Here is a 22,294-nt window from a genome sequence, read left to right on the forward strand (position 1 = left end):
CCCCTAATTATTCTACATCTTCTTCACTTATTATTTCATTAATTGGTGCACCAGGTGCAACCATAGGAAATACCTTTTTATCATTATGAATTACATAATCAATTACTACTGGCCCTTTAAACTCTAAGGCTTCCCTTAACGCAGGTTCTAGTTCTTCTTTTTCATAAACCCTAAAACCTCTTCCCCCAAAAGCCTCAATTAATTTAACAAAATCAGTTGATCTATTTAAAGTTGTTGATGAATATCTTGCTTCATAGAAAAAGTTTTGCCATTGCCTTACCATCCCTAATGAATTATTATTAACTATTATTACAATTACAGGCAAATTATTTTTAACTGCTGTAGCTAGTTCATTACAATTCATTCCAAAGCTTCCATCACCAGCTATATTAAAAACCTGCTTATTCTTTAATGCAATTTGAGCCCCAATTGATGCTCCTAATCCAAATCCCATAGTTCCAAGCCCGCCTGAAGATATGAAGCTTCTTGGATTTTTATATTTAAAGTATTGAGCTGCCCACATTTGATGTTGACCAACTTCAGTTGCAATTACAAAACTTCCATCATCTAATTCACTTAACTTTCTAAATAAAAACTCTGGTGTTAATTCTCTTGTAACAAAAGTATCTCTATCATTTAAAGACTTGAGTTCATTCATTTTACTTAACCATTCTTCATTTTTCTTTTCTTTTAATAATGGTATTAATTTTTGAAGAACAATCTTTAAATCCCCAACTATAAACGAATCTACTTTAATATTTTTATTAATTTCTGCTGGATCTACATCTATATGAACTACCTTTGCATTCTTTATATTTTTTTGATTATTTATAACTCTATCACTAAACCTTGCTCCTAAATTTATTAAAAGATCACATTTAGTGGCAAGTATATTTGATGCTTTAGTTCCATGCATACCTATCATGCCCGTATATAAAGGATGATTATAATGAAATGCTGAAATCGCCATAAGAGAAGTCGCTATTGGTGAATTTATTTTATCAACAAACTCCTTTAGCTCTTCAAAAGCTTCTGATGCTACTATTCCTCCTCCTGCATACACAAAAGGATTTTCTGCCTCATTTATTAAAGCTGCTACCTCTTCTAAGGCTTCATTAGTTATATGCTTTGTTTTTCTCGTTACTTCCTTTGGCACTATAGGTTCATATTTTGCTTTAGCTGCTGTAATATCTTTTGGTATATCTATTAGCACCGGCCCCGGTCTTCCTTCTTTAGCTATATAAAAAGCTTCTCTTATAATATTTTGTAAATCATTAACATCTTTAACTATATAATTATGCTTTGTTATCGGCATAGTTATTCCAGTTATATCTACTTCTTGAAAACTATCTTTTCCAAGAAGCTGCTTTGTAACATTTCCTGTTATTGCAACCATAGGTATGGAATCCATATATGCAGTTGCTATGCCAGTCACAAGATTAGTTGCCCCAGGTCCAGAAGTTGCTAAACATACCCCAACCCTTCCAGTAGCCCTAGCATATCCATCTGCTGCATGTGCCGCCCCTTGCTCATGCGCTGTTAATATATGATTTATCTTATCCCTATATCTATACAATTCATCATATATATTAAGAACAGCACCACCAGGATATCCAAAAATAGTATCAACACCCTCATCTAAAAGAGATTTAATCAATATTTCAGCCCCTGTTAAAAACATAAATACCCCCCTTTTTTACATTATTTAAGTATTGCTCCTTTGCTAGCAGAGCTTACTAACTTAGCATACCTCGCTAAGTATCCTTCTTTTACTTTTGATTCTAGTAATTTTAGATTTTTTCTTCTTTCTGCTAAAACTTCATCATCTATTAAAAGTTCTAGTTTACCCTTTGGTATATCTATTGAAATAGTGTCTCCTTCTTCAACTAATGCTATTGTTCCTCCTTCTGCCGCTTCTGGAGATACATGTCCTATTGCAGCTCCTTTTGTTGCCCCACTAAATCTTCCATCTGTTATTAATGCTACGTATTTATCTAAGCCCATTCCTGCTATTGCGGATGTAGGAGATAGCATTTCTCTCATTCCTGGTCCACCTTTTGGTCCTTCATACCTTATTACTACTACATCACCTTTTACTATTTTTTTAGAAAGAATTGCTTCTATTGCTTCTTCTTCGGAATCAAATACTCTTGCCGGCCCCTTATGTGTTAACATTTCTTCTAATACTGCTGATTTTTTAACTACTGCCCCATCTTCTGCTAGATTTCCTTTTAATACTTGAATACCACCTGTAGCGCTATATGGATTATCTATATTTCTTATTACATTATTATCATTTACAACTGCACCTTTTAGATTTTCCTTATGTGTCTTAGAAGTTGCTGTTATACAATCTAAATGTAATAAATCTTTCTTTGAAAGTTCTTTCATAACAGCTTGTATTCCACCAGCCCAATATAAATCTTCTATATGAGTTTCTGATGCTGGTGCTAATTTACAAAGGTTTGGAGTTTTTGAAGATACTTCGTTGATAATATCTAAGTTCATTTCAACCTTTGCTTCATTTGCAATTGCAGTTAAATGAAGCACACTATTTGTTGAGCATCCTAAAGCCATATCAACTGTTAAAGCATTTTTTATAGATTTTTCATTAACTATATCTCTTGGCTTTATATCTTTTTCTAATAAATTCATTATTTTCATCCCTGCATATTTAGCAAGTCTTATTCTTTCTGAATATACTGCTGGTATAGTACCATTACCAGGTAATGCTAACCCTAAAACCTCTGCTAAACAATTCATTGAATTTGCTGTAAACATTCCCGAACATGATCCACACGTTGGACACGCCTTATTTTCAAGATCACATAAATCCCCTTCTAACATAGTCCCATTCTCATACGCCCCAACTGCTTCAAACATAGTTGAAAGTGATACTTCCTTACCATTAAATTTTCCTGCAAGCATTGGTCCTCCACTCACAACAATTGCTGGAATGTTTAACCTTAATGATGCCATCATCATTCCTGGAACAATCTTATCGCAATTTGGTATTAAAACTAATGCATCAAATCCATGAGCCTTGACCATGCACTCTATGGTATCTGCTATAAGTTCTCTTGTAACTAATGAATACTTCATTCCTTCATGTCCCATGGCAATACCATCACATACTCCTATAGTAGGAAATACTAAAGGGGTTCCCCCAGATAACAATATTCCTTTTTTAACTGCTTCAACTATTTTATCTAAATTTATATGACCTGGAATTATATCATTTTGTGATGTTACAACTCCAATTAATGGTCTATTTATTTCTTCATCTGTGAGACCTGTAGCCTTTAGTAATGATCTGTGAGGAGCTCTTGATGGTCCCTTTTTAACTACATCACTTCTCAAATAACTCACCTCTTTTATCCTAATATTTTTTGTAAAACTAACTCTCCCATTTCCTTAGTTCCAACTAGCTTCATTCCCTCACTCATAATATCACCTGTTCTATATCCATTTTTTAGAACTTCTACAACAGATTCTTCTATAAGTCTAGCTTCTTCTTCTAAATTAAAACTAAACCTTAGCATCATTGCTGCTGAAAGTATTGTTGCTAGTGGATTTGCTATTCCCTTTCCTGCAATATCCGGTGCACTTCCATGTATCGGCTCATACATTCCAAGAGTACCATCTCCTAGTGAAGCTGAAGGTAACATTCCTATAGATCCTGTTATCATACTAGCTTCATCAGATAAAATATCTCCAAACATATTAGATGTTACTATCACATCAAACTGTCTTGGGTCCCTAACTAATTGCATAGCTGCATTATCAACATACATATGATTTACTTCTACCTCTGGATAATCCTTAGCTACTTCTTCTATAACACTTCTCCATAACCTTGAAGTTTCTAAAATATTTGCCTTATCAACACTAGTAAGTTTTTTCTTTCTCTTCATTGCTGTATCAAATGCTATTTTAGCTATTCTTCTTACTTCATTTACATTATATCTTTCAGTATCATAAGCTCCATCAACACCATTTATATCTTCTCTTCCTCTTTCTCCAAAATATATGCCACCAGTTAATTCTCTAACTACACATATATCAATTCCATCTCCTATAATGCTATCTTTAAGTGGAGATGCATCCTTAAGAGGTTCATATAATAAAGCTGGCCTTAAATTACAATATAAATTCATTCCACCTCTAAGCCCAAGTAACGCTTGTTCTGGCCTGATTTTCGAATTTGGATTATCCCACTTATGGCCTCCAACTGCACCAAGCAATATGGCATTAGCCTTCTTACATGATTCCAAAGTTTCATCCGGAAGAGGTGTTCCTTTTTCATCAATTGCACATCCTCCAGCTAATAAATACTCATATTCAAACACATGATTAAACTTATCCCCAACACAATTTAAAATATTCACAGTTTGTTCCACAACCTCTGGACCAATTCCATCCCCTGGTATAACTGCTATTTTATAATTCATATCTAAAAGCCCCCCTTGTATTAATTGATAATGGACATTTGACAATTGCTCTTCCATTATCCATTGACTATGAATTTTTCTTAATATAGTTTACTAGTCCATTGCTATTTATTATTTTTTGCATAAACTCTGGAAACGGCTCTCCTTGATATTCTTGATTTTTTGATTTATTTTTTATAATTCCTGTAGTAAAGTCTATTTCAAGCTCATCTCCTGCATCTATTGACTTAACTGCTTCCTCGCACTCTATTATTGGCAGTCCTATATTTATTGCATTTCTATAAAATATCCTTGCAAATGTTGATGCTATTACACAACTTACTCCACTTTCTTTTATTGCTATTGGAGCATGCTCCCTTGATGATCCACATCCAAAATTCTTATTTGCAACAATTATATCTCCCGCTTTAACATTCTTAGTAAAATCAGAATCTATATCCTCCATACAATGCGTTGCTAACTCCTTAGGATCCGATGTATTTAAATACCTTGCAGGAATTATTACATCAGTATCTACATTGTCACCATATTTAAAAACTCTTCCACTTGCTTTCATTTTTATACCCCCTTATTTTAATTGACAATGGAAAATTGATAATTGTGGATATAACTCAGCTCGCCTGAGCTATTTCCTAGATTGTCCATTATCCATTGCTCTATACTTCTTCAGGATTTGTTATCTTCCCCATCAATGCTGATGCTGCTGCTACTGCTGGACTTGCTAGGTATACTTCTGATTCAACGTGTCCCATTCTTCCTACGAAGTTTCTGTTTGTTGTTGATATTGCTCTTTCACCTTTTGCAAGTATTCCCATATGCCCACCTAGGCATGGACCACAAGTTGGTGTTGAAAATACTGCCCCAGCTTCTACTAAATCTTTTATTATTCCTTCTTCTAAAGCCTGAAGATAAATATTTTGAGTTCCTGGGAATACAATACATCTAACTCCCTTTTTAACTTTTTTACCTTTTAGTATATTTCTTGCAACTCTTAAATCTGATATCCTTCCATTTGTGCAAGATCCTATAACAACTTGATCTACAGCTACTTCCCCAACTTCATCTATAGTTCTTGTGTTATCTGGTAAATGTGGAAATGCTACTGTTGGTCTTAATGCGCTTAAATCTATTTCATAAATTTCATCATATTCAGCATCTTCATCTGCTTCATAGACTTTCCATTCTCTTTGTGCATGGTCCATTAAGTATTTAATTGTTACATCATCTACTGGAAATATTCCGTTTTTTCCACCAGCTTCAATAGCCATATTGGCCATTGTAAATCTATCATCTATTGATAAATGTTTTAGTCCATCTCCTACAAATTCCATGGATTTATATAAAGCACCATCAACACCTATCATCCCAATTATATGAAGTATTACATCTTTTCCACTAACCCATTTTGATGGTTTGTTTTTTAATACAAACTTTATTGCTGAAGGAACCTTAAACCAACATTTACCTGTAGCCATTCCAGCTGCCATATCTGTTGATCCTATTCCTGTTGAAAATGCTCCTAATGCTCCATATGTGCAAGTATGTGAATCTGCCCCAATTACAACATCTCCTGCAACTGCTAACCCCTTTTCTGGTATTAAGCAATGTTCTATTCCCATTTCACCAACTTCAAAAAAATTAGTTATCTCTTTTTCTATTGCAAATTCTCTAATAAATTTACACTGTTCTGCTGCTTTTATATCTTTATTTGGTGTAAAGTGATCTGGTACTATAGCTATTTTATCTTTATTAAATACCTTATCTAAATTTAATTTATTAAATTCTTTTACTGCAACTGGAGATGTAATATCATTACCTAATACTAAATCTAAATTTGCTTCAATTAATTGACCTGCCTTTACACTTTCTAGTCCTGCATGATCCGCTAGAATCTTTTGAGTCATAGTCATTCCCATGTTTTTAGTCCCCCTTTTAAAAATACATTCTTACTGTTTTTTCTATATCTTTTATTAATTTATATTCTAAAGAATCGACTAAAGCTATCCAACTAGCCTGCACAACATCTCTTGATACCCCAACTGTACTCCAATTTTCTACCCCGTCTGTTGATTCTATAAGAACTCTTACCTTTGCTCCTGTAGCACTTTCTGAATCTAAAACTCTAACTTTATAATCTACTAATCTGATTTCTTTTAATTGTGGATAAAAACTTTCAAGAGCTTCTCTTAACGCTTTATCCAATGCATTTACAGGTCCATCACCTTCACATGCAGTCATTTTATTCTTACCATCAACTGTTATATTAATTAATGCTGTTGAAGTAAAATCCTTATTATTCCATGGCTGTTCTCCTATGGTTTTAAAATGATTAAGCTTGAAGAAAGGTTTATACTTTCCTATTGTCTTTCTTATTAAGAGTTCTACTGTCCCTTCTGCCCCTTCAAACTTATAGCCCTCATATTCTAATTCCTTTAGCCTATTAGTTATCTTTTCTACTTCTTCACTTTCTCTTGTTATGTTTGGAAAAATTTTTTGTATTTCTTTTAGAATTGTGCTTTTACCGCTTACTTCTGATACTAAAAACCTTCTATCATTACCTATAAGCTCTGGTTTTATATGCTCATATGATTTTGATGATTTACAAACTGCATCTATATGCATCCCACCCTTATGTGCAAAAGCTGATGCTCCTATATATGGCATATTATCTAATAAATTTATATTCGAAATTTCTGAAATGAACCTTGCTGCCTTTGTTAAATTTGCTAACTTTTCTTGTGGTATGGTCTCATATCCCATTTTTAATTGTAATGTTGGAATAATAGCTGATAAATTAGTATTGCCACATCTTTCCCCAACACCTATAAAAGTTCCTTGAACATGGCATATCCCTTCTTCTATAGCCATTATTGAATTAGATATCGCCATTCCAATATCATTATGACAATGAATTCCTACTCTTCCACCTATTGATTCTATTACATTTTTTGATATATTTTTAATTTCAGATGGAAGCGTCCCTCCATTTGTATCACATAATACTATTACATCAGCCCCAGCTTCCTTTGCAGTATTTATAGTTTCCATAGCATATGCTTTATTTTCTTTATATCCATCAAAGAAATGCTCTGCATCAAATATGACTTCTTTATTCTTACTTTTTATATATTTAATTGAATCAGTTATCATATTTATATTTTCATTCAATGAAGTTTTCAATATTTCCTTAACTTGAAAATCCCATGCTTTACCGAAGATAACAATAACATCTGTTTCTGCTTTTATTAAACTTTTTATATTAATATCATCTTCAGCCTTAATGTTCGCTTTTCTTGTTGCTCCAAATGCTGCTAACTTAGAATTCTTTAAATTAACTTTTTTCATCCTTTCAAAAAATTCCATGTCCTTTGGATTTGACCCAGGATTTCCCGCCTCTATATAAGATACCCCTATCTCATCTAACGCCATAGCAACCTTTATCTTATCTTCAAGAGAAAATGAAATATCTTCACCCTGTGCCCCATCCCTTAAAGTCGAATCAAAAATCTCTATTCGCCTATTGCTCATTGCTAAAACACCCCCAAAGATAATTAACAATTGACAGTGGATAATCGACAATTGATAATTATGGATATAATTCATCTATGCTGAATTATTAATTTTTTTCTAAACTCCTTAGAAGTTTATTCCTTAATTGCCCATTATCAATTATGCATTATCAATTAACTTGTCATTATCCATTAATTAAAATATTCCCCATAACTTGTTATATCCTTGTCTCCTCTTTCTAATGCTGTTATTCCTGTTCTTACTATTTCAACTATTCCGTAGTCTTCCATAAGTTCAATCAAAGCATTTATCTTGCTATCATCACCAGTTAATTCTATTGTTACTGTGTTATGGGCAACGTCTATTATTTTACTTCTAAATATTTTCACTACCTCGTTTATTGCTCCTCTTTTTTCTGGCGAAGCCTGAACTTTAATTAAAACCAACTCCCTATATACTGAAAATTCTGACTTTAATTCATGCACTCGTAGAACATCTTCTAGCTTATTGAGTTGTTTCGTAAATTGTTCTAGAATATCTTCATTCCCCATCAATACAATTGTCATTCTTGATATTTCTGGATTTTCTGTTCTTCCAACAGTTAAACTATCAATATTAAACCCACGTCTTGCAAATAATCCTGAAACCCTAGTCAATACCCCAGATGAATTACGCACCAGTACAGATAATACGTGCCTTTCCAACTTTTTAGCCCCCTTTATTAAAAAATTGTGTAAAAAAACCACCCTTAATGATATGACTCAATATGGTGGTAATAAACATTCCGCCTTAAATTACACTATCACTAGGTTCTAACAAACCCTTGCCTTTAACGGTGCTTACCGGTAGTCTCTTACTCATACCCCCTTGTACTTTCTGGACACTGCTCTGGAGTGATAATTATTTAGTAAAGTATCCATTCACACCTACCATGGACTCTCTGTAACTTTATTTTCTAAACAAAAGTCTCCGTCTTCGCATTTATAAAATTTATAAGGACATATTAAATTTTGTTATTGTTAAAATTTTACTCCCCAATTCTTCAAGTGTCAATTGCAAATTGAAAACTTTACCAATCTGTTTTTTGAATACAATTTCAAAGAGATAATATTATTATTTTAATATTAAATTAATATATTTATTTATAAATTACTAATATTTCCTTTTTTATAATATATTTATTTCATCAAAATATCTATTTTTTTATTAAATTTATTTATCAATAAAATTATCCTATACACTTATTGTTTATCTTATTTACACTTTTTATAATAATAGTAAAATATTATATATAATATTAGAAATCATTTATCATAGCTTAATAGCAAAAATTAAATGTAATGAAAATCAATTGTAGAACTGATATTGCTATAAATGATGTTAGTAAAGTTGTTTATTAATCCTTAGACATTAAATAGATCAATAAAATATAATTTTATATTCTAAGTTAGATATTAGACATAGTGAATTTAGTTAGATAATAAAGTAGATAATTTATTATTTATTTTAATATAAAATATGTAAATTGAGAGGGATGTTTTTTATGTACGGATTTCCACCACTACAATTGACTGTAGTAAATATTACCAATAATACTGATACAACTATTAATGATATTTCCTTTAATTATGAGGGAAGTATGGTAGAAGATGTAGTTATTTCTACATTAAAACCTAGACAAAATAAACAGACAGGAATTTCTACTATCAATCTAAAAAATCATACTGATATTATGATGTATAATAAAACAAATGAAGAGAAATTCTCATATGCATTAAGACCTGATGCAATTAATCCTGGTGTTGCTGTTAAATATTCAGGAGTACTTCATATAAGAATAAATGACGTAAAGGATAATGGGGAATTACAATTATTAGTAACAATAGAGGGATAGACATAAAAATAAAGGACCTAACGAAACACGAACCCCTTGAAATTCAACCAAACTTGTAAAATAATTGTATATTATAATTAAAGAATAAACTCAGCTAAAGAGCTGAGTTTATTCTTTAATTATTTCATTCACATTTGAAATGATAATTTCAAACATCACTTTATTTTTTCATTATTCTACTATATTTTACTTAATATTAAATCTGCTAATCCATGTGCCATTTTATCTATTTCTTCTTGGTTTTCACCTTCAAGCATAACTCTAACTAGTGGCTCTGTTCCTGAAGGTCTTATTAAAACTCTACCTGCACCATGCAGTGCTTCTTCTATTTTCTTTATTTCATTAATTATTTCTTCATCTTCTAAGTATATATTTTTCTTTTCGTTTGGAACTTTGGCATTAACTAAAACTTGAGGAAGTTCTTTCATTATTCCAGCTAATTCACTTAATGTTTTCCCACTTCTCTTTTTTATAGCTGCAACTTGAAGAGCTGTAACTAATCCATCACCAGTTGTATTATAATCTAAGAATATTATATGTCCAGATTGTTCTCCACCTAAAATATAACCATCCTTAACCATTTCTTCTAATACATATCTGTCTCCAACTTTAGTCTTTATTGTCTTTATATTTTCTTTCTTACAAGCAATATCTAACCCTAAGTTACTCATTACTGTAACAACTAAAGTATCATCCTTAAGTTTTCCTAAATCCTTAAGATGTTTTGCACATAGCATTAGTATGAAATCCCCATTTATAAGATTTCCTTTTTCATCTACAGCTAAACATCTATCTGCATCTCCATCAAAAGCAAATCCTAGATCACATTTTTTTCTTACAACATAATCTTGTAATTCTTCTGGATGAGTTGATCCACAGTTTTCATTTATATTTGTTCCATCTGGATTATCGTTTATAACATAAACTTCCGCTCCAAGTTGTCTAAATGCCTTTACTGCGGCTTTGTAACATGCTCCATTCGCACAATCTAAAGCTACTCTTAAGCCTTTTAAATCTACTGGAATTGTTGATAATGCATAATCAGTATATTCGTCAAGAGCTCCAACTTCCATAGATGATCTTCCTAAGTTATGTCCTGTTGGGCTTGGCACTCCTTCAAAGCCACTTTCTATAACTCTTTGGATTTCATCTTCTAGTTCATCTTGTAACTTATATCCTTTATTATCAAAAAACTTTATACCATTATATTCTACAGGATTATGTGATGCTGAAATCATTATACCTGCATCAGCATTATACTCTCTTATTAAATGTGCTACTGCTGGAGTTGGAACAACGCCTAATATAACAGCTTCTGCTCCTACTGATAGTATTCCTGATACTAAAGCTGCTTCTAGCATATCTCCTGATATTCTTGTATCTTTAGCAACTAATATTTTTGGCTTGTGAGTTCCTTCTGTTAATACATAAGCTCCTGCTCTCCCTAAGCCATACGCTATTTCAGATGTTAATTCTGTATTGGCAATACCTCTAACTCCATCTGTCCCAAACATTCTACCCATATTTTTTTACCTCACTTTTTCTATTGGTTTATTGGTTTTACATAATGTCCTAATAAATAGTATACATTCCCAATTGATATATTACAACTTTATTATTATTACAACTTTATTATATTCTACTTCTCTTCTAGTCTATCTAAAATTAAGTTATATCCTCCAGTACCATAATTCAAACATTTATTCACTCTGCTTATAGTTGCTGTACTGGCTCCAGTCTCTTCTGCAATTTCCGTATATACCTTCTTTTCCTTTAACATCTTTGCAACATGCATCCTTTGTGCTAGTGCCTTAAGTTCGTTTATTGTTGCAACATCTTCAAAGAAATTATAGCAATCATCTATATTTTCTAACTTTAAAACAGCTTCAAAAAATAGATCTAGTTCTGGATTTTTAAGCTTGCTTTCTGCTTGACCCAAATATCTCACTCCTTGTTTTCTTTTGAATACTACTAATAAATTATACCTATCTTTTTATTAGTTTACAACGTCATTACCTTGAAGTACTATTTATTTAAATTTCTGTATTTCTATCTCCCCTTGGATCTGTTAATTCTTTTAATCCCTTTTCCTTTAATTCATCATATATGGCCTTAGTTGGAACTAACCACACTTCTCCTGTTCCTCTATATACATTAAGTAGACCTTCTCCATTGAGTGCAGTTCCTATTAATGTAGTTCCTGATTTTTCTACTGTAAATTCTATATTTGCACTTCTTAAAATAGCAAAATTACCATCTAACTTTAAAGTGTCTCTAAACATTTTACATCTTAATATTTCTTTATCTGGAACTGGTATTTCTAATACTACTATTCCACTTCCCCTTAATTTAGTTTGGTATACTCCTTCATTTCCGAAAATTAATGAAGATACATTTTTATGCATTACGGGCTCTACTTCTATGCTCTCTTCACATGCATAAAATAATCCATCATCAACTATTATTTCTTCATCTTCTAGCTCTATTAAGGTAAAATGTCCAAAGGTTGGTTCTAAAAACACCTCACCAGTCCCCCTAATAATTGGCTTGAACATTGGCTCGCTTGTCACCTTACTTGAAAAAAACTTTTTACCAAGTCCTATAATTCCTCCTGTTTTATTTTCTATCTCTATATTCCCCTTCATATAACTTAGGGCTCCTGCTTCTATTTTAACAGAACTATCATCTAGTATTAATCTAATTTGTCTTAATTTAATTGATGATTTTTTCATAAAATCTAACTGGATTGATAAATTCAAATCATCCGATCCCTCTAAATCATCATACTCTAAAATTTGAAATATGGTATCACTTCTCATTTCTGATACCATTGTCATCTTATTATTTGTATTGAACGAAGTTATCATAATATTTCCCCCTTCATCTATATTCTACCATAATTTTATATTTTCAAACTACCATACATTTTAATGTATATTCCACATGTAAATTTGGCAATATTAAGATATATCAATTAGTTCTAAAACTTTATTAAATTTGTTGGAGGTGCTTTATGAAAGCAATTGTATATGAAGGTATTAGGAATACTAGACATACAACAGACATAATAAATCAAGGAGTTTCTTCAAATAATGTAAATGACCAATCTAATGCATTTAACAATCAAAATTACTCATCTAACATATTTAGCAGCAAAAATAATTCTTACATAAAAATAATATTAAAACCCTAATATTTATCAGACTTTATTTCAATTCATCTATCAACTGACTTTATAAATTTTCCTTGTATAAAAATTAGTAAATCTATCCTCATCTGAAAATTTAATAGATATTGATTAAGGTATAGACACTATATCCTTAATCAATATCTTAATAATATTTATATAACACCACTCTATTCTATTAATAATCAAACTCTCTTTTTCTATCATCTTAACATATTCTTTTTTCTATCAAATAAAATTATTACAAGCTCTCACTTATATTTAATATTTCTCTTTTCAGGTAAAAAATTTAATTTTTATGGATAGGATTATCCTAACTATATAATATTTACTCTTCTTAACTCCCCTTATTTTCCATGTATATTTTTTACAATGAATTGTAAAACTAAATTATATTTATTATATTCTTGGGAGGTATATTATGAAAGCAATTGTTTATGAGGGTATTAAAGATGTTAGGGTTGAGAAAGTTGAAGATCCTAAAATACAGCATAGTGAAGATATAATAGTAAAAGTTACATCCACAGCAATATGTGGATCTGATCTTCATTTAATTAATGGCAGAGTTCCTAACCTTAAAAAGGGCTCAGTTTTAGGTCATGAAACTATGGGGATAGTTGAAGAAGTGGGCAAAGATGTAGAAAAAGTAAAAAAAGGCGATAGAGTTATTGTCCCTTTCCCAGTTTCTTGTGGACATTGTTGGTATTGTGATCATGATTTATATTCACAATGTGACAATTCTAATCCATATGGAGAAGTTGGTGGTTTATTTGGATATAGTGATACCTTTGGCGGCTATGATGGGGGGCAGGCTGAGTATTTAAGAGTTCCTTTTGCTAATGTTGGACCTACAATAGTTCCTGATGAACTTGAAGATGAACAAGTATTATTTTTAACTGATATATTACCAACATCTTATTGGGGTGTTGAAATGAGTTGTATGAAAAAAGGAGATACTGTTGTAGTACTTGGATGTGGTCCAGTTGGACTTTTATCTATAAAGTGGGCAATATTTAAAGGTGCAAAAAGAGTTATAGCTGTAGATTGTGTAGATTATAGATTAAACCACGCTAAAAGCTATAAAGGTGTAGAAACTGTTAATTTAGAAGATTATGATGATACTGGAGAATACCTAAAAGAATTAACTAATGGTGGTGCTGATGTGGTAATTGATTGCGTTGGTATGGACGGTAAAATGTCTACATTTGAAAAAATAGAATCTATGCTGAAACTACAAGGAGGCTCAAAATCTGCAATAGAAATTGCTAGTAGGGCTGTTAGAAAATGTGGTACTGTCTCCATGGTTGGAGTTTACGGTGCTAGATATAACTTATTTCCACTTGGAGATTTCTTTTCTAGAAATGTAACTTTAAAAATGGGGCAATGTCCAGCTCAAGCATATGTTGATCCAATATTAAAACTTATACAAGAAGGTAAATTCGATGCTACAGATATCATAACACACAAAATAGCATTAGATAATGGTGACCATGCATATGATATTTTTAGTAATAAAAAAGATAACTGCATAAAGGTAATATTAAAACCTTGATAGTATTTTACAAAGCAAAATAGTTAAAGATTGAAAAGTGAAGAATGAAAAAGTTAAGGATGTTTTGCTTCTCAAAACTTAGAATACATTAGTGCAAAACACTATTTTTCTAAAAATCCATTGAGGATTTTCACCTTCACTCTTTCACTTTTTCCCCCTTTCACTTTTCACTATTAATTTAAAGTAGGAATATAAGTTGACAAAGATAAATAGAATATGTGGAATAAGCATATAGCGAGCAATTACAAGCCTAGTACTTCTTTGCGTATCTATTTAGCTTATGTAATATATCTAGTTATCGTAGTCTTTACATTCTCAGTTTAAATGTATTCCTTAGCTTCTTCTTCTCCTGTCATAACTCTTATTGCTCCTTGAGCTAAGGCTAATAATTCATCTTCTCCTGGATAAATTGTAATAGGTGCTATCCATCCTACTCTTTTCTTTAATTCATCTATAACTTTTTCTGAATAAGCTATTCCACCTGTGAATATTATTCTATCAACTTTTCCTTCTAAAACTGTTGCCATTTCTCCAATCGATTTAGAAATTTGATATATAAATGCATCGAAACAAATCTCTGCTTCTCTATTTCCTTCTGTTGCTAATTTTAATACATCTCTAGCATCATTTGTATTTAAATATGCTACAAATCCGCCTTTTCCAACTGCCTTAGTATATACTTCTTGCTCTGTAAATTTACCGCTATAGCACATTTTTATAAGCGCTCCTACTGGCAGCGAACCTGCTCTTTCTGGCGAAAATGGGCCTTCTCCGTCTAAAGCATTATTTACATCTACTACTTTTCCATTTTTATGAGCTCCTACTGAAACTCCGCCTCCCATATGAACAACTATTAGGTTTAAATCTGTATATTTAATTCCTGATTCCTTTGCATATCTTTTAGCTACAGCTTTTTGATTCAATGCATGAAATTTACTAACCCTTGGTAGTTCAGGAACACCTGAAATTCTTGCAACTTCATTAAGTTCATCAACAACAACTGGATCTACTATGAAAGCTGGTATATTCAGTTCATTACCTATTTGGTTTGCAATTATTCCCCCTAAATTTGAAGCATGCTGTCCTTGCACACCATCTTTTAAATCCTGAAGCATTTTTTCATTAACTTTATAAGTACCACTTTCCATAGGTTTTAGCATTCCACCTCTACCTACTACTGCATCCAAAGTGTTTATGTCAAAATTCTTTTCTTTTAATACATTTACTATTATATCTTTTCTGAATTTAAATTGATCATATATTGTTTCATATTTTGATATTTCCTCTGATGAGTGTCTTAAAGTTTCCACTAATACTTCTTGCTCTCCATCATATACCCCTATTTTAGTTGATGTTGAACCTGGATTTATTATAAGTAATTTTAAAGCCATTTTAACGTCCTCCTAACTGCTTATTTATATTCTTTAGCTATCTCTTCTCCCCTCAAAACTCTTAAAGTTCCTTGAGCTAAAGCTAACAGCTCGTCTTCCCCTGGATAAACCGTAATTGGTGCTATAAAACCTACTCTGGTATTTAAATCAAATATAAGCTGCTTCCAATAAGCTATTCCGCCTGTAACTATAATTCTATTTACTTTTCCTTCTAAAACTGTTGCCATTTCACCTATTGCTTTTGCAATTTGATAAACAAATGCATTATAGTACTTTATAGCCTCTTCTCTTCCTTCATTTACCCAATCTTCTAATTCTATAGCATCATTTGTATTTAAATATGCTACAAACCCACCTTTTCCAACTATCTTGCTATATATTTCTTTTTCTGTATATTTACCACTAAAGCATAACTTAATTAATTCACCAATTGGAACACTTCCTGCTCTTTCTGGTGAAAATGGTCCTTCTCCATCTAAGGCATTATTTACATCAATTACTCTTCCATTTTTATGAGCTCCTATTGAAACTCCTCCCCCTATATGTACTACTATTAAATTTAAATTATCATAACTTTTTCCAGATTCTATCCCATATCTTTTTGCAACTGCTTTTTGATTTAAAGCGTGAAATTTACTAACTCTTGGTAATTCAGGTACTCCGGATAATCTTGCTACGTCTTCTAATTCATCAACAACTACTGGGTCAACTATATATGCTGGTATATCTAATTCTTTAGCAATTTCATTTGAAATTATTCCACCTAAGTTAGAAGCATGTTGTCCTTGTACTCCAACCTTTAAATCTTCTAACATAATTTCATTTACTAAATATGTTCCGCCTTCCATTGGCTTTAGCATTCCGCCTCTACCAACGATTGCATTTAGGGTCTTTATGTCAATATTATTTTCCTCTAATGCCTTTATAATTATTTCTTTTCTAAATAGGAACTGATTATAAATACTATCATATTTTCCTATTTCTTCTGCGGAATGTCTTAAGGTTTTAACAAAAACCTCTTTTTCATCTTGGTAAACACCAATTTTAGTTGAAGTTGATCCTGGATTGATAATTAATAGTTTGTAAGACATAACAAAGTCTCCCCCATATTCTTATATTATTTTTTTGCTTCTGCAACTAATGCAGCTAGCGCAATGGAGTGTACCTTTGTTTCAAAACTATCAGCTCGTGATGTCAAAATTACAGGTGAAGATGTTCCAACTAAAAGTCCTCCATTTCTTGATTTTGATGTATATGTTAATGTTTTGTACATAACATTTGCTGTTTCAATATTTGGAAGTAAAATTACATCTGCTTTTCCTGCTACTTTTCCTGTTATTCCTTTATGATGTGCAGCTTCTTCTGATAAGGCATTATCTAGAGCTAAAGGCCCGTCCACTATACAGCCTTTAATTTGCCCTCTATCATTCATCTTTGATAATAATGATGCATCTATTGTTGCTGGCATATCTGGATTAACTACCTCTACTGCACATACTGGCGCTACTTTAGGAAGCTCTATTCCACAAGCATGGGCAACATCTACTGCATTATTTAATATTTGAACCTTTGCTTTTAAATCTGGATACGTATTAAATGCTGCATCAGTTAATAAAATTAATCTATCTATTCCTTCTATTTCAAAGACAGCAACATGAGACATAAGTTTTCCTGTTCTTAAACCTACTTCTTTATTAAGAACACTCCTTAAAAATGTAGCTGTATCTACTAATCCTTTCATAACCATATCAGCTTCACCAGATGATACTAACCTTATAGCTTCTAAAGCTGCCTTGCTTACATTTGATTCATTCACAATTTCAAATTGTGTAAGATCCATATCAATCTTATCAGCTATCTCTTTTATTTTTATTGAATCTCCTACTAATATTGCATCTGCAATTCCTCTTTCCTTAGCGGCTTTAATTGCTTCTAATACCGGTTCATCTTGTGCCACTGCTACTGCTACTTTCTTTTTAGCACAATTATTGACCTTTTTTAATAAGTCATCAAAATTCTTACTCATTTCTGCACCCCTTATATTACTAGTGTAAATTTATTTTAATAATTAAATATTATTCTAAGAATTAAGAATTTTCTTTCTTTAATATCTATTATAATCCTTAATTACTATTTACACACCACTTTTGTTAAATTTATATCAATAATTAATATAAATTACAAATATTTACCTTTATATTGTAACAAAAAAAATTCTGAAAACTTAAATTTTCAGAATTTTCCCAAATATTTATTTCATTGGTTTATATTCTTGAATTATTTTCTCTGCAACCTTTAATCCATCAACTGCAGCTGATATTATACCACCTGCAAATCCAGCTCCTTCTCCTGCTGGGAATAAGCCTTTCATAGATATACTTTGCAAGTTTTCGTCTCTTGTCATTCTAATCGGAGCAGATGTTCTTGTCTCTATTCCTGTTAAAACTGAGTCATAGTTTCCATATCCCTTTATTTTTTTATCAAAATCAATTATACCTTCTTTCAATGCTTCTATTACGTATTCCGGAAGGCATTCTCTTAAATCCTTAAACACATATCCTGCTGTATAACTAGGAGTGACAGAACCAAGCTTTGTACTTACTTTATCTTGCATAAAATCTCCAACTAATTGCACTGGAGCTTTATATCTTCCTCCTCCCACCTTAAATGCTAGGCTTTCATAATGTCTTTGGAATTCCATTCCTCTAAGTGGCGAATCACCTTCAAAGTCATCTGGTCCCACAGTAACAACTAATGCTGAATTTGCATTAGCTAAATCTCTAGCATGATAACTCATACCATTTGATACTAATCTTTCATTTTCTGATGCCGCTGCAACTACAACTCCACCTGGGCACATGCAAAATGAATATACAGCTCTCTTAAGCTTTTCACTTTGATATGTTAATCTATATTCAGCTGCCTTAAGCCTTGGATGCTGATACATATCTCCATATTGACTTTTATTTATTAGCTCTTGTGGATGTTCTATTCTAACACCAATTGCAAAAGCTTTTGGCTGCATAAAGACATCTCTTTTATGTAGCATTTCATATGTATCCCTTGAACTATGCCCTATTGCAATAATAAGATTTTCACACTCTATTTCTTTCCCATTTACTATAATAGATTTTACTCTATCCTCTTCCGTTTTTATATCCTCTAATTTAGATGAAAATAAAACTTCTCCACCTAATTCCTTTATTCTTTCTCTAATATTCTTAACTACACCTTTTAAAAGATCTGTTCCAACGTGAGGTTTTGCAACATAAGTAATTTCTTCTGGTGCTCCAGCTCTAACCAATTCTTTTAATACATAATCGCATCTTGTATCTTTGATTCTTGTAGTTAACTTACCATCTGAAAAGGCTCCAGCTCCACCTTCTCCAAATTGAACATTAGACTCTGTATTTAATTCACCAGTTTCCCAAAACTTATCAACAGTCTCAGTTCTTTTATCCACATCTTCTCCACGTTCTATAACTAGCGGCTTATATCCCTTCTCTGCTAATAGTAATGCTGCAAATATTCCTGCTGGTCCAAATCCAACTACTACTGGTCTATTTTTTAATTCCTTATCTCCTGAAACTATCTCAGCATTATAAGATGGTACCTCAAACTTTACATCTTTATCTTTCAATCTATTAACTAATTTTTCTTCATTTTTATGTTGTATTTCTACACAATATATGTACTTTATATCATTTTTCTTTCTAGCATCTAGGCTTTCTTTTATTATTTTAAGATTTTTTATTTCCTCTTCTGAAATTTTTAATTTCTTAGACACCTTTTTAATTAATGCATTTTTATCTTCATCTATCTTTAAAGCTACATTATTAACTCTAATGGACATATTATAATCTCCTTTCTATAAGTTACTGTATATAAATTTAGTTAAATGTAAAAACTTTATTTTAACTTATATATAATTTAAATTAAACATTAATTTGTTAGCACTTATTTTAACATAAATTTATTATTAATAGTATTATTTTTATATGTTTTATTTGTTACTATTTTCTTATAATGAACAATCTACATCATTCTATTTTATAAGCAGCTTAAGACAAAAAATGAATATCCATAACTCTTATTACTTTTTCTCTTTGTTTAGTTTTAATGTAAAATTTTATCCTTTTTAATCCATAAAAAAGATACATAGAAAATAACTATGTATCTTTTCACTTAAATTACTCATTATTATTACTATTATTATCATTATTATCAGATGGATTTTGAGCTACTTCTTTAGCTACTGTAAATGATACTTTTTCAATAGAAGCTATACTAAAGCTCTCATCTAAACCTTGAAGTATAACTTTAGGTTCTTGCTCAAAGCTTCCATCTTCCTTAAATGAACTTACATCTATAGAAGCTTTTATATTATCGGCAGTTATATTTCCTATCTCATTTTCGTACCCACTTATAGTCACTTTAATAGTATCTTTAGTCGGTGTAACTTTTACTCCTTCAACTACCCCTGTTATACTATATTTTATATTAAAATCTCTAGTTGCAAATTTTATTACATTAACTTTAACTGTAACATAATCTTCACCCTGAGATATTTTTAATCCTTCTGGAATCACTATTCCAAGAGATACTTCTTTACTTTCATTTATTGAGCTTAAATCTAAAGGAGTCGAATTTACTTCACTTATTGTATCTAATATCTCATTAGGTCCTAAAATTTCTACAAACTTTTTGTTGCTTTCCATAGACTTTAGTTTAAGCCCATTAGGTAATTGTCCACTAGTTACTATATTTACTTTTACAAATTTACCTTTGCTAACTCTTATTTCCACATTAGCAGATTTTTCTGAAAGCAAAACTCCCACAACTTCATTTCCATTTTCATCTAATGGTTTTATATCATAACTACCTACTAAATTTTCAAAAACATCCTCTTTATTATCTGAAACAACTAAACTTGCTACTTTTGTGACAACTGACTCCGCTCCTGTTACCTTAACTTCTTTAGGTTCTATAGTAGCTGCAGATGCAAAATATCCCTGTCTTGGTGTAACTTTAATATTTGAAGTTATAGGCATAGTTTTTTCTACCATATCTTCTATTTTAACTGATACTGTCAGTGTATTAGTATTTCTTATACTTACCGTAATTGGATAATCTACTATAGAAACAGGAACTTTATTTTCTCCCTTTTTCCAAGCATACTCGCTTAAATCAACTTGAACTTTAAAGTCACTTTTCTTTATTTTATTTATATCACTTGTGTTTCCTTCTACTTTTAAAGTTACATATAATTCCTGATTTGGGGTTACTGCTAATTTTGAGCTAGTTAGAGCTTCTGTATTGATTAACTCAACTGGTATTTTGCTTATTTCTGTAGTTCTTATTTTATTTTCTACATTAGTTACATAAACCCATAAGCCTATAGATAATAAAAGACATATTACTGGTATTATTAATCTATTTTTTTCCTTCTTATCCAAGCTTTCACCCTCTCCCCAGCTGATTTAACATTCTTTCTATCATTATGTTGCATCATTTTAAGTAAAATTACTCTTAATCTTTCTCTATCATAATTTCTTGTTAACCTACCATTTATAGCTAATGAGATTACTCCAGTTTCTTCAGACACAACTAAAACTATAGAATCCGAAACTTCTGATACCCCTATAGCTGCTCTATGTCTTGTTCCAAGCTTTTTATTTATCATATTATTATTTGTAAGTGGAAGTACACATCCAGATGCTAATATTCTATCTTTTCTTATTATAGTGGCCCCATCATGTAATGGTGTATTAACAACAAATATATTCTCTAGTAAATTCGACGTTACTTTTGCATCTAAAATAGTTCCAGAATTAAGTATTTCTCCTAACCTTGTTGCCTGTTCTATAACTATTAATGCACCTGTTTTTGATTCTGCTAAATTCTCAACTGCAGTAATTATTTCACTTACAGTTATGTTTCTTTCCTCTTCATTTTGAATATTGTGTATTTCTTCAAAAGCACTTCTACCTATGTGTTCTAATGCTCTCCTTATCTCTGGTTGAAATATTATAACAACAGATAAAAGACCAACGGTCAATGTCTTATTTAAAATGAAATTTAACATTTCTAATTTTAAGACATAACTTATAGGTATCAATGCCACCATAAGTACAATACCCTTTAAAAGTTGTTCTGCCCTTGTTTCTTTTATTAGTATATATCCTTTATAGAATATATAGGCAACTACTAATATATCTAAAACTGCAAATATAGATATATTTTTTAGTGTGTTTGTTATAAATGTACTAATTTCCTGCATAAAGGGCACCCCCTAATTTTCATATATTA

The 22,294-nt window shown here is 31.3% G+C and carries 19 protein-coding genes; 3 read left to right on the forward strand and 16 right to left on the reverse strand.

Going from position 1 to position 22,294, the window contains the following annotated elements; all coding sequences use genetic code 11:
- Nucleotides 1–7: 7 nt before the first annotated feature.
- The 7 genes from ilvB to ilvN form a co-directional block, all read right to left on the reverse strand.
- Nucleotides 8–1,681, reverse strand: coding sequence for a biosynthetic-type acetolactate synthase large subunit (gene ilvB / locus J7M87_RS00625; protein ID WP_291647663.1), 1,674 nt, complete (start codon nucleotides 1,679–1,681; stop codon nucleotides 8–10).
- 20 nt (nucleotides 1,682–1,701) lie between these two features.
- Complete coding sequence (gene ilvD, locus J7M87_RS00630; protein ID WP_291647665.1) at nucleotides 1,702–3,360, reverse strand: dihydroxy-acid dehydratase; 1,659 nt, start codon at nucleotides 3,358–3,360, stop codon at nucleotides 1,702–1,704.
- 14 nt (nucleotides 3,361–3,374) lie between these two features.
- On the reverse strand, nucleotides 3,375–4,451 hold the full coding sequence (gene leuB, locus J7M87_RS00635) for a 3-isopropylmalate dehydrogenase (RefSeq protein ID WP_291647667.1): 1,077 nt from the start codon (nucleotides 4,449–4,451) through the stop codon (nucleotides 3,375–3,377).
- 67 nt (nucleotides 4,452–4,518) lie between these two features.
- Entirely contained in the window at nucleotides 4,519–5,007 is a 489-nt protein-coding gene (gene leuD, locus J7M87_RS00640; protein ID WP_291647669.1) for a 3-isopropylmalate dehydratase small subunit, read from the reverse strand.
- A gap of 100 nt (nucleotides 5,008–5,107) precedes the next feature.
- Nucleotides 5,108–6,367, reverse strand: coding sequence for a 3-isopropylmalate dehydratase large subunit (gene leuC / locus J7M87_RS00645; protein WP_291647671.1), 1,260 nt, complete (start codon nucleotides 6,365–6,367; stop codon nucleotides 5,108–5,110).
- A gap of 16 nt (nucleotides 6,368–6,383) precedes the next feature.
- Nucleotides 6,384–7,979 carry a citramalate synthase gene (gene cimA, locus J7M87_RS00650; RefSeq protein ID WP_291647673.1) on the reverse strand — a complete coding sequence of 532 codons (1,596 nt, stop codon included), beginning with the start codon at nucleotides 7,977–7,979 and terminating at the stop codon, nucleotides 6,384–6,386.
- Between the two features lie 173 nt (nucleotides 7,980–8,152).
- A complete protein-coding gene (gene ilvN / locus J7M87_RS00655) occupies nucleotides 8,153–8,665 on the reverse strand; it encodes an acetolactate synthase small subunit (RefSeq protein WP_278599614.1) in 513 nt (170 codons plus the stop codon).
- A gap of 839 nt (nucleotides 8,666–9,504) precedes the next feature.
- On the opposite strand from ilvN, the gene J7M87_RS00660 reads away from it, so the two are divergent.
- Nucleotides 9,505–9,855, forward strand: coding sequence for a hypothetical protein (locus tag J7M87_RS00660; RefSeq protein ID WP_291647678.1), 351 nt, complete (start codon nucleotides 9,505–9,507; stop codon nucleotides 9,853–9,855).
- 179 nt (nucleotides 9,856–10,034) lie between these two features.
- On the opposite strand, the gene glmM is transcribed toward J7M87_RS00660, so the two are convergent.
- The 3 genes from glmM to J7M87_RS00675 form a co-directional block, all read right to left on the reverse strand.
- Nucleotides 10,035–11,378 (reverse strand): phosphoglucosamine mutase, encoded by a 1,344-nt coding sequence (gene glmM / locus J7M87_RS00665; RefSeq protein ID WP_291647681.1) that lies wholly within the window; start codon nucleotides 11,376–11,378, stop codon nucleotides 10,035–10,037.
- Nucleotides 11,379–11,494: 116 nt separating this feature from the next.
- Nucleotides 11,495–11,794: a YerC/YecD family TrpR-related protein gene (locus J7M87_RS00670; protein WP_291647683.1), complete on the reverse strand. Its 300-nt coding sequence runs from the start codon at nucleotides 11,792–11,794 to the stop codon at nucleotides 11,495–11,497.
- A 94-nt stretch (nucleotides 11,795–11,888) separates the two neighbouring features.
- The gene (locus J7M87_RS00675; RefSeq protein ID WP_291647686.1) at nucleotides 11,889–12,722 is read right to left on the reverse strand and encodes an AIM24 family protein; all 834 of its coding nucleotides are present in this window, start codon (nucleotides 12,720–12,722) and stop codon (nucleotides 11,889–11,891) included.
- A gap of 146 nt (nucleotides 12,723–12,868) precedes the next feature.
- Between J7M87_RS00675 and J7M87_RS00680 the strand changes: the two genes are divergently transcribed.
- Both J7M87_RS00680 and J7M87_RS00685 read left to right on the forward strand, forming a co-directional pair.
- Nucleotides 12,869–13,048 carry a hypothetical protein gene (locus tag J7M87_RS00680; protein ID WP_291647688.1) on the forward strand — a complete coding sequence of 60 codons (180 nt, stop codon included), beginning with the start codon at nucleotides 12,869–12,871 and terminating at the stop codon, nucleotides 13,046–13,048.
- A 415-nt stretch (nucleotides 13,049–13,463) separates the two neighbouring features.
- Nucleotides 13,464–14,594 (forward strand): zinc-dependent alcohol dehydrogenase, encoded by a 1,131-nt coding sequence (locus tag J7M87_RS00685; RefSeq protein ID WP_291647690.1) that lies wholly within the window; start codon nucleotides 13,464–13,466, stop codon nucleotides 14,592–14,594.
- Between the two features lie 320 nt (nucleotides 14,595–14,914).
- Here J7M87_RS00685 and buk (J7M87_RS00690) read toward each other — a convergent pair whose 3' ends face one another.
- The 6 genes from buk (J7M87_RS00690) to cdaA form a co-directional block, all read right to left on the reverse strand.
- Nucleotides 14,915–15,985 (reverse strand): butyrate kinase, encoded by a 1,071-nt coding sequence (gene buk, locus J7M87_RS00690; RefSeq protein ID WP_291647692.1) that lies wholly within the window; start codon nucleotides 15,983–15,985, stop codon nucleotides 14,915–14,917.
- Nucleotides 15,986–16,005: 20 nt separating this feature from the next.
- Complete coding sequence (gene buk / locus J7M87_RS00695) at nucleotides 16,006–17,076, reverse strand: butyrate kinase (RefSeq protein WP_291647694.1); 1,071 nt, start codon at nucleotides 17,074–17,076, stop codon at nucleotides 16,006–16,008.
- A gap of 26 nt (nucleotides 17,077–17,102) precedes the next feature.
- Nucleotides 17,103–18,011, reverse strand: a complete 909-nt coding sequence (gene ptb, locus J7M87_RS00700) for a phosphate butyryltransferase (RefSeq protein ID WP_291647696.1) — start codon at nucleotides 18,009–18,011, stop codon at nucleotides 17,103–17,105.
- A 225-nt stretch (nucleotides 18,012–18,236) separates the two neighbouring features.
- Nucleotides 18,237–19,838 carry an FAD-dependent protein gene (locus J7M87_RS00705; RefSeq protein WP_291647698.1) on the reverse strand — a complete coding sequence of 534 codons (1,602 nt, stop codon included), beginning with the start codon at nucleotides 19,836–19,838 and terminating at the stop codon, nucleotides 18,237–18,239.
- A gap of 337 nt (nucleotides 19,839–20,175) precedes the next feature.
- Nucleotides 20,176–21,441, reverse strand: a complete 1,266-nt coding sequence (locus tag J7M87_RS00710; RefSeq protein WP_291647701.1) for a CdaR family protein — start codon at nucleotides 21,439–21,441, stop codon at nucleotides 20,176–20,178.
- Nucleotides 21,414–22,265, reverse strand: coding sequence for a diadenylate cyclase CdaA (gene cdaA / locus J7M87_RS00715; protein ID WP_291647702.1), 852 nt, complete (start codon nucleotides 22,263–22,265; stop codon nucleotides 21,414–21,416). Before cdaA ends, J7M87_RS00710 begins: the two co-directional genes overlap by 28 nt.
- Between the last annotated feature and the right edge of the window lie 29 nt (nucleotides 22,266–22,294).

This window comes from Clostridium sp., from assembly GCF_017888565.1.
In the GTDB taxonomy this organism is placed as follows: Bacteria; Bacillota; Clostridia; order Clostridiales; family Clostridiaceae; genus Clostridium.